Annotated in this window: 14 protein-coding genes; 10 read left to right on the top strand and 4 right to left on the bottom strand. The window is 69.4% G+C overall.

What is annotated here, in order from left to right:
* The first annotated feature begins 22 nt into the window (after positions 1-22).
* From AFR_RS09705 to AFR_RS09715, 3 genes are all read left to right on the top strand, one after another.
* Positions 23-904, top strand: coding sequence for a phosphotransferase enzyme family protein (locus AFR_RS09705; protein WP_023359861.1), 882 nt, complete (start codon positions 23-25; stop codon positions 902-904).
* A gap of 16 nt (positions 905-920) precedes the next feature.
* On the top strand, positions 921-1,415 hold the full coding sequence (locus AFR_RS09710) for a polyadenylate-specific 3'-exoribonuclease AS (RefSeq protein ID WP_023359863.1): 495 nt from the start codon (positions 921-923) through the stop codon (positions 1,413-1,415).
* 299 nt (positions 1,416-1,714) lie between these two features.
* A complete protein-coding gene (locus AFR_RS09715) occupies positions 1,715-1,951 on the top strand; it encodes a PLDc N-terminal domain-containing protein (protein ID WP_023359865.1) in 237 nt (78 codons plus the stop codon).
* A 1-nt stretch (position 1,952) separates the two neighbouring features.
* Here the strand turns inward: AFR_RS09715 and AFR_RS09720 are convergent, their stop codons facing one another.
* Positions 1,953-2,834 (bottom strand): SDR family oxidoreductase, encoded by an 882-nt coding sequence (locus tag AFR_RS09720; protein WP_023359867.1) that lies wholly within the window; start codon positions 2,832-2,834, stop codon positions 1,953-1,955.
* Between the two features lie 86 nt (positions 2,835-2,920).
* Here AFR_RS09720 and AFR_RS09725 point away from each other — a divergent pair, with 86 nt between their 5' ends.
* From AFR_RS09725 to proC, 4 genes are all read left to right on the top strand, one after another.
* Positions 2,921-3,499, top strand: a complete 579-nt coding sequence (locus AFR_RS09725; RefSeq protein WP_023359869.1) for a TetR/AcrR family transcriptional regulator — start codon at positions 2,921-2,923, stop codon at positions 3,497-3,499.
* A gap of 422 nt (positions 3,500-3,921) precedes the next feature.
* The gene (locus tag AFR_RS09730; protein WP_041840735.1) at positions 3,922-4,422 is read left to right on the top strand and encodes a pyridoxamine 5'-phosphate oxidase family protein; all 501 of its coding nucleotides are present in this window, start codon (positions 3,922-3,924) and stop codon (positions 4,420-4,422) included.
* Between the two features lie 138 nt (positions 4,423-4,560).
* Positions 4,561-5,589 carry a 6-phosphofructokinase gene (locus tag AFR_RS09735; RefSeq protein WP_023359873.1) on the top strand — a complete coding sequence of 343 codons (1,029 nt, stop codon included), beginning with the start codon at positions 4,561-4,563 and terminating at the stop codon, positions 5,587-5,589.
* Positions 5,590-5,637: 48 nt separating this feature from the next.
* Positions 5,638-6,441: a pyrroline-5-carboxylate reductase gene (proC, locus tag AFR_RS09740; RefSeq protein WP_023359875.1), complete on the top strand. Its 804-nt coding sequence runs from the start codon at positions 5,638-5,640 to the stop codon at positions 6,439-6,441.
* Here proC and AFR_RS09745 read toward each other — a convergent pair.
* Positions 6,438-7,115: a DUF429 domain-containing protein gene (locus tag AFR_RS09745; protein WP_041840736.1), complete on the bottom strand. Its 678-nt coding sequence runs from the start codon at positions 7,113-7,115 to the stop codon at positions 6,438-6,440. The genes proC and AFR_RS09745 overlap by 4 nt on opposite strands.
* 7 nt (positions 7,116-7,122) lie before the next feature.
* Positions 7,123-7,593 carry a glutathione peroxidase gene (locus AFR_RS09750; protein ID WP_041840737.1) on the bottom strand — a complete coding sequence of 157 codons (471 nt, stop codon included), beginning with the start codon at positions 7,591-7,593 and terminating at the stop codon, positions 7,123-7,125.
* Between the two features lie 172 nt (positions 7,594-7,765).
* Between AFR_RS09750 and AFR_RS09755 the strand changes: the two genes are divergently transcribed.
* The 3 genes from AFR_RS09755 (at position 7,766) to AFR_RS09765 (ending at position 11,727) form a co-directional block, all read left to right on the top strand.
* Entirely contained in the window at positions 7,766-9,238 is a 1,473-nt protein-coding gene (locus AFR_RS09755; protein ID WP_023359881.1) for a glycosyl hydrolase family 18 protein, read from the top strand.
* A gap of 70 nt (positions 9,239-9,308) precedes the next feature.
* The gene (locus AFR_RS09760) at positions 9,309-10,715 is read left to right on the top strand and encodes a class II 3-deoxy-7-phosphoheptulonate synthase (RefSeq protein WP_023359883.1); all 1,407 of its coding nucleotides are present in this window, start codon (positions 9,309-9,311) and stop codon (positions 10,713-10,715) included.
* Positions 10,708-11,727, top strand: coding sequence for a threonine aldolase family protein (locus AFR_RS09765; protein WP_023359884.1), 1,020 nt, complete (start codon positions 10,708-10,710; stop codon positions 11,725-11,727). Before AFR_RS09760 ends, AFR_RS09765 begins: the two co-directional genes overlap by 8 nt.
* A 975-nt stretch (positions 11,728-12,702) precedes the next feature.
* Here the strand turns inward: AFR_RS09765 and AFR_RS09770 are convergent.
* Complete coding sequence (locus AFR_RS09770; RefSeq protein WP_238547256.1) at positions 12,703-13,224, bottom strand: TetR/AcrR family transcriptional regulator; 522 nt, start codon at positions 13,222-13,224, stop codon at positions 12,703-12,705.
* Positions 13,225-13,291: the final 67 nt, after the last annotated feature.

A 13,291-nucleotide genomic window follows, 5' to 3' on the forward strand; every position in this document is an offset into this window, starting at 1 on the left:
CTGTACCGGGATAATCGCCGCCGTGCCGGATGACGACCTCCTTCGATCGACGTTGCGCGACCAGTGGCACCTCGTACCCGCCGAGATCTCGGCGTTGCCCGGGGGCCTGCTGTCGCACGGCTGGGACGTGACCGCGGGCGGCGAACGCTTCGTGGCCCGGCTCGCCGACCCGGCCTCACGGCAGCCCGTCGAGGCGGGACTGGCCGCGGCCGAGCACCTGCGGGGGACCGGGATAGAGGCGGGCGAACCCGTGCGTACCCTCGCGGGTGGTCTCACGGCGGAGACCTCCGCCGGAGCGCTGGCGGTCCTGCGCCGGGCGCCCGGCCGGACCCTCGACGGCCGCGACCCGATCGACCAGCAGTTCTGGGGCGACCGCCTGGGTGCGGTGCACAGCCGCCTGCAGGGCTTCCACCACCCGGGCCTGCGCCGCTGGAACCTCCTCGACCCCGACGCGGCCCACCTCGCCATCGAACCGTGGTTGCGCCCGGCGGTCACCGACGCGGTCGCGGCCATGACCCGCCTGACCGTCACCGACCGCCTCACCTACGGCGTCCTGCACGGCGACCCCGCCCCGGAGATCTTCCTCGTCGACCCGGCAACGGGCCGGGCCGGCCTCCTCGACTGCGGCGCCAGCGGCACCGGCCCGCTCCTCTACGACGTGGCGGCCGCCGTCGTCTACGCAGGGGGCACGGAAACCTCCGCCGAGTTGCTCGACGGCTACCTCGCGGCGGGCCCGGTCGACGAGGGCGAGCTGCACGCCGCCCTCCCGGTCCTGCTCCGCTTCCGCTGGGCGGTCCAGGCCGACTGGTCCGCCCAGCGCCTGGTCCGCGGCGACCCCGGCGGCGCCCGCGAAGCCCTCGCTCGCGCGAGGGAGGCCCTGGCTGAGCCGCCCACCGCTGCATAGGCAAGGATGGGCAGCAATGGCCTACCGGTATTTCTACGACTGCGAATTCATCGAGGACGGCCGCATCGTCGACCTCGTCTCCATCGGCGTCGTCGACGAGTTCGGCCGCGAGTTCTACGCGGTCTCGACCCAGTTCGACGACACCCGCGCCGTGCCCTGGGTGCGCCGCAACGTCCTCGACAAACTCCCGTCCCCGTCCGACCCCGCGTGGCGCTCCCGCGAACGGATCCGCGACGACCTCTACGAGTTCCTCCGCGAACCCGTCAAGGGCCGCGACGAACAGATCGAACTCTGGGCCTGGTACGCCGCCTACGACCACGTGGCCCTGGCCCAGCTCTGGGGCGCGATGCCGGCCCTTCCGCGGGAGATCCCCCGCTTCACCAAGGACCTCCGCCAGCTCTGGGACGACCTCGGCAAACCCACCCTCCCCACCGCCCAGGGCCGCCACGACGCCCTCGTCGACGCCAAACACAACCTCGCCCGCTGGAACACCATGAAATCCAAGGCCTGACCAAGTTCCAGGGCCAGATCAAGTTCCAGAGCCCGATCAAGCTCAAGTTCCAGGGCCGGATCAAGGTCAAGTTCCAGGGCTTGTCGTGCCTGGTTGCATGGTTCTGACCGTCGCTCACGCCGAGACCGGGCGCGGGCGGCCAATCGCCTGGCGGCTCATGAGCAGCCACCCGCACCCTGCCAGCTCCGTGCGTGGCAAACCCCGGAAGCGGCCCGGACGGGTCTTCACTCTGTGGGGGTTCAGGGGCTCCGTCGTGGGGTGAAGGTGGTTAGGGTGGCGGGGATCCGAGTGGAGGCGTTGTGGCGAAGCAGTCGTGGGTTGAGGTCAAGGAGCAGCTCGACGAGTTGCCACCCTGGCAGAAGGCCGGTGCGCTGGTTGTAGCCCCGCTCGAGATCATTCTGACCGTGGCGGCCGCCGTTGACCTGGTCCGCCGCCCCTCCGCCCAGATCCGCGGGCCGAAGGCGCTCTGGTGGCTGGGGATCTTCGTGCAGCCGATCGGGCCGATCGCCTACCTGAAGTGGGCACGCCGCCGCTGAGTCAGCGCTGGATGTTCTCCAGGTCCTGCAGCAGGCTCGGGTGGACCGGCTTCCAGCCGAGGGACTCCCGGGTGTGGGTGCTGGACGCCGGCTGGTCCATCGCGAAGATCGGACCGAGCGGTCCGTACGTCTCCTCCGCCACCGCCTCGACGGGCAGGCCCAGACGCCGCCCGATAACCGTGGCGATGTCACGCACCGCATCACCTTCGTCGGCAACGGCGTGCCAGGCCGTTCCGGGCGCGGCGGACTCGAGAGCCAGTCGAAAGAGAACTGCCGCGTCGAGGGCGTGCACGGCCGGCCAGCGCTGACTGCCGTCACCGGGATAGCCGGAGACGCCATTCCGGCGGGCAATGTCGGTGAGCAGCCCGGCGAAGCCACCTTGACCCTCGTTGTGAACCGTCCGCGGCAGGCGGACGGCAGCGCTGCGGACTCCCCGGTCGGCCAGCGCCAAGGCTCCGTTGACGGCACGACCGCGACCGCCGACCGGCCCATCGGTCGGAACAGGATCGGCCTCGGTCGAGGCGCGACCGGCTGCCCAGGGTGTCCCCGAGACGGTGACGAAGGGTCGATCGCTCCCGATCAGCGCCTCGCCCAGGGCGGCAATAGCGGCGCTCTCCTCAGCGACTGCCCGCGCCACCGCTTCGGCGCTGCTGAAGTCATTGGCGAAGGCCAAATGAATCACGCCATCGGCCTGGGCCGCACCGGCGCGCAGAGCGTCCAGATCGGCGAGGCCCCCACGAAGGGTGTCGGCGCCCGCGGCGGAGGCGACCCGCTCGGAGGCGTCGGAGCGGGTGAGGGCCAGCACGGTGTGCCCGTGGGTGAGCAGCTCGGCGACCACAGCCGACCCGATCAGACCGGTGCCGCCGGTGATGAAGACACGCATGTTTCTCTCCCGACAAGTGATGGGACTCTTGTCCCGTCACCGTACCAGGGTGATGGGACAACAGTCCCGTCACTATGCTGTGAGCCATGGCCAGGTGGGAAGCAGGTGCACGGGAACGCCTCGTCCTGGCCGCCGTCGACCTGTTCACCGAGCAGGGCTACGACACAACGACAGTCGCGCAGATCGCCGAGCGGGCCGGGGTCACCAAGAGCACGTTCTTCCGCCACTTCCCCGACAAGCGCGAGCTGCTGGTGGCCGGCCAGGAAGCCCTCAGCCGCCTCCTGTCCGAAGGAATCACCGACGCACCCGGCGACGCCAGTCCGCTGGAGGCGGTAGCGGCCGGCCTGGAGCGCGCCTCGGAAGCGATGGGCCCGATGAACCGCGAACTCGCCCCCCGCCTGAAAGCCGCCATCGCCTCCAGCGCCGAACTACAGGAACGCGACGCCCTCAAAAGCGTCAGCCTCGCGGCCGCGATGACGTCTGCCCTCGTCGCGCGCGGCGTTCCCGGCCCGACCGCCGCCCTGGCAGGCGAACTGGGCCTCCTCGCCTTCAAACGCGGCTACGCCGTCTGGTCCGAGGGCGACCGCGCCCCCGAAGACCAGCTGGCCCCCCACGCCTTGGCGGCGCTCGACGAACTCCGTGCAGCCAGCGCATCACTCGGCTGACCGCCCGTTACCCCAACTTCATGGATGGAAGTTGGGCCTCGGCTGGTCGCGGAGCCGCCGTGTGCGCGAGTCTCTTACCCCAACTTCGTTGAAGTTGGGTCTTGAGTGGCTCGGGCTGGTCGCGGAGCCTCCGTGCTCGGCAGTCTGCTGGCCCAACTTCGTTGAAGTTGGGCCTCGAGCAGCCCGGGCTTGTCGCAGAGCCGTCCTGCTCGTCATCCCGTTACCCCAACATGGTTGAAGTTGGGCCTTCAGCAACTCGGGCCAGCCGCAGAGCCGCCCTGCTCGCCAATCCCTTACCCCCAACTTCAATGAAGTCGGGCCTTCAGCACGTCGGGCCGGCCACGAAGCCGACCTGCAGCCTGAACCTGATCTTGATCATGGCCCGCTGTTTGGGTGTGAAAGGGCCGGGCACATCCGAGTGCATGACTGAGAAGACCGAGCAGGAGAAGCGCGAGACCCTCAAAGGGCTGGTCAAGGACGCCCGGATCAGCATGCTGACCACCATGACGGCCGAGGGCCGGCACGTGAGCCGCCCGATGGCTCTGCAGGATGTCGAGTTCGACGGCGATCTCTGGTACTTCACCTACGCGAATTCTGATCTGGTCGCTCAGATCACCACGAACCCGCAGGTGAACGTCTCCTTCAGTGACGGCAAGCAGCACGCCTGGGTGTCGATCGCCGGTACGGCCGAGCAGGTGAACGATCGGGCCAAGGCTGAGGAGTTGTGGAATCCGCTGCTCAAGGCCTGGTTCCCGGACGGGCTCGAAACGCCGGAACTCACGCTGGTGAAGGTGCATGCTGAGACGGCCGAGTACTGGGAGTCGGCGCACAGTTCTTCCGTGATCACCCTGCTGGGGTATGCGAAGGCGGCTGTTACCGGAAAGACGCCGGACGCGGGCGAGAACGAAACCGTGCGGTTGTAGCGGGGCGTTTTGGTCCGGGCCGGGCGCGGCGACTACAGTGCGCTTGCGGCCCGCCCCGGGACCCCGGCAGTGCGGCCGGTTGTTGGAACTCCCAGGGAGACGGGCATCTCGCGACCCGATCAGGGAGGACGAGCAATCATGCGCATCGGCGTGCTCACCGGCGGCGGCGACTGCCCCGGTCTGAACGCGGTGATCCGGGCTGTCGTCCGTAAGGGCGTTGCCACTTACGGACACGAGTTCGTCGGATTCCGCGATGGGTGGAAGGGACCCCTGGAGGGTCTCACCAAGCCTCTCGGCATCGCCGAGGTCCGGGGGATCCTGCCGCGCGGCGGCACCATCCTGGGCTCTTCCCGCACCAACCCGTTCAAGATCGAGGGCGGTGTCGAGCGGATCAAGGCCAACCTGGCCGAGCAGGGCGTCGACGCGCTCGTCGCGATCGGCGGCGAGGACACCCTCGGCGTCGCGACGAAGCTCAACGATCTGGGCGTGAACGTCGTCGGCGTGCCGAAGACGATCGACAACGACCTGAACGCGACCGACTACACCTTCGGGTTCGACACCGCGGTCAACATCGCGATGGAGGCCATCGACCGGCTGCACACCACGGCCGAGTCGCACCACCGCACGCTGGTGGTCGAGGTCATGGGCCGTCACGCGGGCTGGATCGCGCTGCACGCCGGTCTTGCCGGTGGCGCCAACGTCATCCTGCTGCCGGAGCGGAACTTCGACGTGGAGCAGGTCGCCACCTACGTGACCAAGCGCTTCCAGGTCGAGTACGCCCCGATCGTCGTGGTCGCCGAGGGCGCTCAGCCGCTCGAGGGCCAGATGTCGCTGCAGAACCAGGAGCTCGACGCGTTCGGCCACGTCCGTCTCGGCGGCATCGGCCAGTGGCTCGCGCAGCAGCTGGAGGACAAGACCGGCAAGGAGGCCCGCACGGTCGTCCTCGGTCACATCCAGCGCGGCGGTACGCCCACCGCGTTCGACCGGGTCCTCGCGACGCGGTTCGGCCTGCAGGCGATCGACGCCGTTCACGAGGGTGACTTCGGCAAGATGATGGCGCTGCGTGGCACCGACATCGTGCGGGTCCCGCTCGCCGACGGTACGGGTGAGCTCAAGACCGTCCCGATCTCGCGGTACGACGAGGCCGAAGTCTTCTTCGGCAGCTGATGCGACAAGCCGGGGGCCCTGTGCCCCCGGCTTCTTCAGGGGGCTTCGATGCACACCGTCGCCGTGATCGGTGCCGGCAAGATCGGTGAACTGGTTCTTTCCGGGCTGCTCCGGGCCGGCTGGCCCGCCGAGAAGCTCCTGGCGACGGCCCGGCGCCCCGAGCGCGGTGCCGAGCTGCAGGAACGCTACGGCGTGCGGCTCGTGGACAACGCGACTGCGGTCGCCGAGGCCGGTGTTCTGGCGATCGCGGTCAAGCCTCAGGACGCGGATGCCCTGCTGGCCGAGATCGGCGCGAAGATCCCCGCGGACAAGCTGATCATCTCGCTCTGCGCGGGCCTGCCGACGAGCTTTTTTGCCGCCCGGCTGCCCGAGGGCACCCCGGTCGTACGGGTCATGACGAACACCCCAGCGCTGGTCGACCAGGCGATGACGGCGATCTCGGCCGGTCCGCACGCGACGGGTGAGCATCTCGCCATCGCGGAGGAGATGTTCAAGCCGCTCGGGTCGACGATCCGGGTGCCGGAGACCCAGCAGGACGCCGTCACGGCGCTGTCGGGTTCGGGTCCGGCCTACTTCTACCTGCTCGTCGAGGCGATGATCGACGCCGGGATCCTGCTCGGGCTGCCGCGTCAGGTCGCCCACGAGCTGATCGTGCAGACGGCGATCGGGTCGGCGGTCATGCTGCGCGACTCGGGGGAGCACCCCGTGAAGCTGCGCGAGGCCGTCACGTCACCCGCCGGCACGACGATCTCGGCGATCCGGGAGCTGGAGAACCACGGCGTACGCGCGGCGCTCCTGTCGGCCCTGGAGGCGGCGCGGGACCGGGCCCGGGAGATCGCCGCCCAGGCTTAGTACCAGATCGCGATGCGGCTGCCGTTGTTCTCCTCGGGCGGGCTCGGGTGGCTCTGCGCCGCGCCCGTCGCCATCCGGTGGGCGCTCCAGGCGACCGCGGCCGCGTCCAGGACGTCGTCCGGCGGCGCCTGACCGGCCGGTCCGAGCTGGTCGGGCAGCACGATGCCGTGCCGGGCCAGCAGCTCCCGGCGCCGTGCCTGGCCGGTCCAGGTCTTTTTTGCGTACGCGAGGGGCTCGCCCGCCATCTGCCGGAACGACACCTCAGGGTGGGCCTCGAAGAGCAGACCCGGGTGCCGTTCCCAGATGGCGTTCGCCTCGAGCAGCTTGGGGCGCAGCGCCCACGACTGGCGGCTGAGGCCGGCGCCGGTGAGTTCGCGGCAGAGGCGGTTCGCCGCGGCGAAGTCGTCCTCCTGCCAGACCGCCTTCGGTGGCACGCGGAAGACGCTGCTGCGGCGCGGGCCGAGCTGGTCCGCGGCCAGCGTGTCGGCGGCCCGCCAGCCGTCGGGGAGCATGCCGAGCGGGATGTCGACGCCGATCACCGCGGCGCCCGAGCTGCCGGCGACGATCTCGTACAGGGTGGAGGCCAGCATGGCCCGGCCGAAGGACCCGTCGCGGAGCTCGACGCCCACCCAGCCCAGGGCGTACGCGTCGACCCCGATCACGTGAATGCTCATCGGCGGTTCAGCGCGGCAGGAGCTTCTCGACGGCGGCGACGAATTCGCCGTCCTCGGGTTCGGTCTGTGGCCCGTACCGGCCGGCGACGGCGCCGTCGGGTCCGACGAGGAACTTCTCGAAGTTCCACTGGATGTCCGGGCCGTCGCCGACGAGTGCCGTGTAGAGCGGGTGCCGTCCGGCGCCGTTCACGTCGACCTTCTCGGTCAGGGGGAACGTCACGCCGTAGTTCACCTGGCAGAAGTCCTCGATGTCCGCCGCCGTGCCCGGCTCCTGACCGCCGAACTGGTTGCACGGGACACCGAGGACGGTGAAGCCGCGGTCGGCGTACTTCTCGTGGAGGGTTTCGAGTCCGGCGTACTGAGGGGTCAGGCCGCAGCGGGAGGCCACGTTGACCACCAGGACGACGTGGCCGCGGTAGCGGTCCATTTTGACCGATCCGCCCGCTAGTGCGTCGATGTCGACATCAAAGATGGTCATGTCGGCAGACTACGCGCAGTGGCCGAGTGAGTGCACGCCGTCGCGGTCACTTCGAAAAAGTTAAGGAAGCGCTTAAACCGCGTTGACCTTCTTGACTGATGTTCATTGATGTGACTACCGTCTCTTCAACTTCCCTTTGGAAAGTTTCCTAACTGTTCTTGAGGAGACGCAGTTGAATAAAACTCTCCGCCGCGCCCTGTGGGCCGGGGCCTTCGTGGCGATCACGACCGCTGCGGTCCCCATGGTCCAGGCGTCTGCCGCCGCTGCCTGTGCCCCGGCCTGGTCCTCGTCCGCGGTGTACGTCAAGGACAACCAGGTCTCGTACCAGTCGAAGAACTACACCGCGAAGTGGTGGACCCAGAACGAGGTCCCCACCGCCAGTGGTGAGTGGGGCGTCTGGTCCGACAAGGGCGCCTGTGGCGGTGGCACGACTCCGCCGACCACGCCGCCCCCGACCACCCCGCCGACGACGCCGCCCACCACGCCGCCGACGACTCCTCCGACCACGCCGCCGACCAACGGTCCGGCCGGCAAGGCCGTCGTGGGTTACTTCGCCGAGTGGGGCGTCTACGGCCGCAACTACCACGTCAAGAACCTCGTGACGAGCGGCTCGGCCTCCAAGCTGACCCACATCCTGTACGCGTTCGGCAACACCACCGGCGGGCAGTGCTCGATCGGTGACGCGTACGCCGACTACGACAAGGCGTACACCGCGGCGGACAGCGTGGACGGCGTCGCCGACACGTGGGACGCCGGTGCGCTGCGCGGCTCGTTCAACCAGCTGCGCAAGCTCAAGAAGGCGTACCCGAACATCAAGGTGATCTGGTCGTTCGGTGGCTGGACCTGGTCCGGTGGCTTCACGCAGGCCGCCGCGAACCCGACCGCGTTCGCGAACTCCTGCTACAACCTGGTCAAGGACTCCCGCTGGTCGGACGTCTTCGACGGCATCGACGTCGACTGGGAGTACCCGAACGCCTGCGGCCTGAGCTGCGACGCGTCCGGCCCGAACTCGTACAACAACGTCATCACCGCGCTGCGCAACAAGTTCGGCTCGAGCTTCCTGGTCACCTCGGCGATCTCGGCCGACGGCTCCAACGGTGGCAAGCTGGACGTCGCCGACTACGCGTCGGGCATCTCGAAGCTGAACTACGTCTTCCCGATGACCTACGACTACTTCGGCGCCTTCGCCCCGACCGGCCCGACCGCCCCGCACTCGCCGCTGACCTCGTACTCCGGCATCCCGCAGCAGGGCTTCTGGTCCGACGCGGCGATCCAGAAGCTGAAGAGCAAGGGCGTGCCGAGCAACAAGATGCTCCTCGGCATCGGCTTCTACGGCCGCGGCTGGACCGGCGTCTCCCAGACCGCCCCGGGCGGTTCGGCGACCGGTGCTGCCCCCGGCACCTACGAGGCGGGCATCGAGGACTACAAGGTCCTCAAGAACAGCTGCCCGTCCTCCGGCACCGTCGGCGGCACCTCGTACTCGAAGTGCGGCAGCAACTGGTGGAGCTTCGACACCCCGAGCACCATCACCAGCAAGATGGCCTACGCCAAGCAGCAGGGCCTCGGCGGAGCGTTCTTCTGGGAGTTCTCCGGCGACACCAGCAACGGCGAGCTGATCACCGCCATCAAGAACGGCCTCAACTGATCAAGTCCTAGAGAGTGGGGCGCCGGGGACCTCCCGGCGCCCTCTTTCGTGTCGTGGTTAGGCTTCTGACATGCGCCGAGAGTGGCACCAGCTCAGTCATCCCGGGGTCGGAGCCACGGCCCTGCAGACCTCACGTCCCTCCACCGACTCCGCCGAGGACGAGGCCCTGGGCCTGGACCGGTGGCGTTCCCTGCCCCGCGTGCAGATGCCGCCGTGGGAGGACATGGACGAAGTGGCCTCGGTCTGCCAGGTGCTCGACAGCGTGCCGTCGATCGTCGCGCCGTACGAGGTCGACCAGCTCCGCGTCCGCCTGGCCGAGGTCTGCGAGGGCCGCGCCTTCCTGCTCCAGGGCGGCGACTGCGCCGAGACCTTCGCCGACAACACCGAGAGTCACCTCCTGGCGAACGCCCGCACGCTGCTGCAGATGGCGGTCGTGCTCACGTACGGCGCCTCCATGCCGGTCGTGAAGGTGGCCCGGGTCGCCGGCCAGTACACCAAGCCCCGCTCCTCGGCCAAGGACTCGCTGGGCCTCCCGGCGTACCGCGGTGACCTGATCAACTCCCTCGAGGCCAACGAGAAGGCCCGCGTCGCCGACCCCCAGCGCATGATCCGTGCGTACGCGAACTCCGCGGCGGCGATGAACATGCTGCGCGCGTACCTTGCGGGTGGTCTTGCCGATCTTGCCGGTCTGCACGACTGGAACAAGGACTTCGTCCGCGCGTCACCGGCCGGCGAACGCTACGAGGCCATCGCGCGCGAGATCGACCGCACCCTCGACTTCATCCGCGCCTGCGGCATGACCGAGGACGAGGCCCTGCGCACCGTCAGCCTCTACTGCTCCCACGAGGCGCTGGCCCTCGAGTACGACCGCGCGCTCACCCGCGTCTCCGACGGCAAGGCCTACGGTCTGTCCGGCCACTTCCTGTGGATCGGCGAGCGCACCCGGCAGCTCGACCACGCGCACATCGACTTCATCAGCCGCATCGCCAACCCGATCGGCGTCAAGCTCGGCCCCGGCACCAGCCCGGAGACGGCCATCGAGCTGTGCGAGAAGCTCAACCCCGACAACATCCCGGGCCGCCTCACCCTGATCAGCCGCATGGGCAACGGCAAGGTCCGCGACGCCCTCCCGCCGATCGTCGAGAAGGTCACCGCCAGCGGCGCCAAGGTCGTCTGGCAGTGCGACCCGATGCACGGCAACACCCACGAGTCGTCCAACGGTTACAAGACCCGCCACTTCGACCGGGTCGTCGACGAGGTCCTCGGCTACTTCGAGGTCCACCGCGGCCTCGGCACCCACCCCGGCGGCATCCACATCGAGCTCACCGGCGAAGACGTCACCGAATGCCTCGGCGGCGCCCAGGGCATCGAGGACCTGGACCTCCCGGACCGCTACGAGACCGCCTGCGACCCGCGCCTCAACACCCAGCAGAGCCTCGAGCTCGCGTTCCTCGTGGCGGAGATGCTCCGTGGCTGACCTGCGCTCCGACACCGTCACCAAGCCGACCGCCGCGATGCGTACGTCCATGGCCGAGGCCGAGGTCGGCGACGACGTCTTCGGCGACGACCCCACGGTCATCGCCCTCGAACGCCACGCAGCCCAGCTCTTCGGCCACGAGGCGGCCCTGTTCGCCCCCTCCGGCACGATGGCCAACCAGATCGCCCTGCAGCTCGTGGTACCCCGCGGCCTCGAGTTGCTGGCCGGCGCCGACGCGCACGTCGTCACGTACGAGCTGGGCGCGGCGGCCGCCCTGGGCGGCATCTCCACCCGCACCTGGCCCTCGGTCGGCGCGGTCCTGGACGTCGAACAGATCACCGCGATGATCCGCCCGGCCGGCTACCCGTCGGTCCCGACCGCCGCCATCGCCGTCGAACAAACCCACAATCTGGGCGGCGGCGGCGTGACCAGCCTGGAAACGCTTCGGGCCCTCAGGGTTGCGGCTGACAACGCCGGAGTGGCCCTCCACTGCGACGGTGCGCGCATCTGGCACGCCCACATCGCTGACGGGGTGCCGCTCGACGCGTACGGATCCGTCTTCGACACGCTTTCGGTGTGCCTGTCCAAGGGGCTCGGCGCGCCGGTCGGCTCCCTGATCATCGGCAGCGCGGACAAGATCGCCCAGGCCCGGGTGCTGCGCAAACGCCTCGGCGGCGGCATGCGCCAGGTCGGCATCCTGGCGGCGGCCGGCCAGTACGCACTCGACAACCACCTGACCCGCCTGGCCGAAGACCACACCCGAGCCCGCCACCTGGCCGAAGCCCTCGAGCCGTACGGCGTGGTCGAAGCCGCCCAGGTCCGTACGAACTTGGTGCCCCTCGATTTGAGCAAGGCGCCGCTGGACGCGCCGTCGCTGGCTGCTGCGGCCGCCGAGCGGGGTGTGTTCATCGCCGCCATGCTGCCCCGCGTAGCCCGGCTGGTGACGCACCTGGATTTGACCGACGCCGACGTCGAGAAGGCCGCGTCGGTGCTGGGGGAGCTGCTTTCCTGAGCTCCTCGTCCCGTGCCTGCCGGGCGGCTGCGGCGGTCGTGGCTGTACGTTCGGTCGGCTGTCGCCGGCCCGGTTATCGGGGTTCTTGGTCGTCGGAGCTTGCCGCGGGCTGATCTGCAGGCTGCCCCCGTCTGCGCTGGGTGCCCCGTTTCCGCCGCCTGCTACGTGCCGCTGGCGGCATCGGCTGCACTGGCTGTCGTTCGTTGATCGGCGCAACTTCAAGGAGGTTGGGCCTTCGCCGTGCTTGGTTGCCCGACATCAAGGAAGTTGGGTCGCGGTGCGGCGGCTCGTTCGGGTGAGTGGGTGGCGGGGGGGGGCGTTGATCAGCCCGACTTCTAGGAAGTTGGGGCTTTGGGAGCGCTTGGAGGGCCCGACTTCCTTGAAGTTGGGCCGGGGTGCGGCGGCTTGTTGGGGTGAGTGGGTGGCGGGGGCGTGTTGATCAGCCCGGCTTCTAGGAAGTTGGGGCTTTGGGAGCGCTTGGAGGGCCCGACTTCCTTGAAGTTGGGCCGGGGTGCGGCGCCTCGTTGGGGTGAGTGGGTGGCGGGGGCGCCTTGATCAGCCCGACTTCTAGGAAGTTGGGGCTTTGGGAGCGCTTGGAGGGCCCGACTTCCTTGAAGTTGGGCCGGGGTGCGGCGGCTCGTTGGGATGAGTGGGTGGCGGGGGCGCCTTGATCAACCCGACTTCCAGGAAGTTGGGGCTTCAAGAGTGCTGAGAGAGCCCAACTTCCTTGAAGTTGGGCTAGCCGCCTACCATGGCACCCGTCGCGTGGCCGCGATCCGCGTGAGGGACCCGTCGCTGAGCAGGGCGGGGCTGCCGCCCTGGTTACCCGTCTGCTGCCGGTCTGCCGCGCCCTTTCGTTGCAGCCCAAGCCCGCAGCCCGAGCCGGAGCCCGCGGCCCGAGCCCAGCAGCCCGCTGGCCCGTAGCCCGCTGCCCCCGCTGCCACGCAGGCCCGCAGCCCGGCCGCGACCACACGCTTACGTCGGTGAGCCACCGGAGGCTGTTGCGAGGCCGGCAAGGATGAGATTTGCCAGACGGTGACCTTTTTGGTCGGCTGCGGCGGGTGGGAGAGAAGCGATGGCCAAAAGCCCCGTGCGCACATCTTCGAGGGTGGCATCCAATCGAACAGCGCCCATGGCCCGGGCCCGGGTGAAGAGGTAGTTGAGGGCGTCAGCATGAGCCCGGCGTTGAGCGGCGAACGCCGAGCCGGCCGGATGGGCGCCGAGCAGAATCGTGTTGAGGCCGCGTTCGTGGGCCTGGCGGTACGAGAACCGCCGCACGGTTGTCTGGAGGCCGCGCCACGGGTCCGGGTCGGACAGGGCTGCCTGCATGTCCGCCGCGCACGCTGCCACCTGGTCGGTCAGGACCGCGTGGACCAGGTCCGGGCGGGAGGGGAAGTGGCGGTAGATCGTGGCGGTGCCGAGGCCGGCCCGGCGGGCGATTTCGCGGGTGGGCAGGTCGAGGCCGTCGGTGCCGAAGGCGGTTCGGGCGACTGTCACGATGTGCCGGCGGTTGTGGTCGGCGTCGGTGCGGGGTTTCCGAGTCAATGCCGTCGCCGGGCCTCTC

The sequence above is a fragment of the Amorphoplanes friuliensis DSM 7358 genome (genome assembly GCF_000494755.1).
Taxonomy (GTDB): Bacteria; Actinomycetota; Actinomycetes; order Mycobacteriales; family Micromonosporaceae; genus Actinoplanes; species Actinoplanes friuliensis.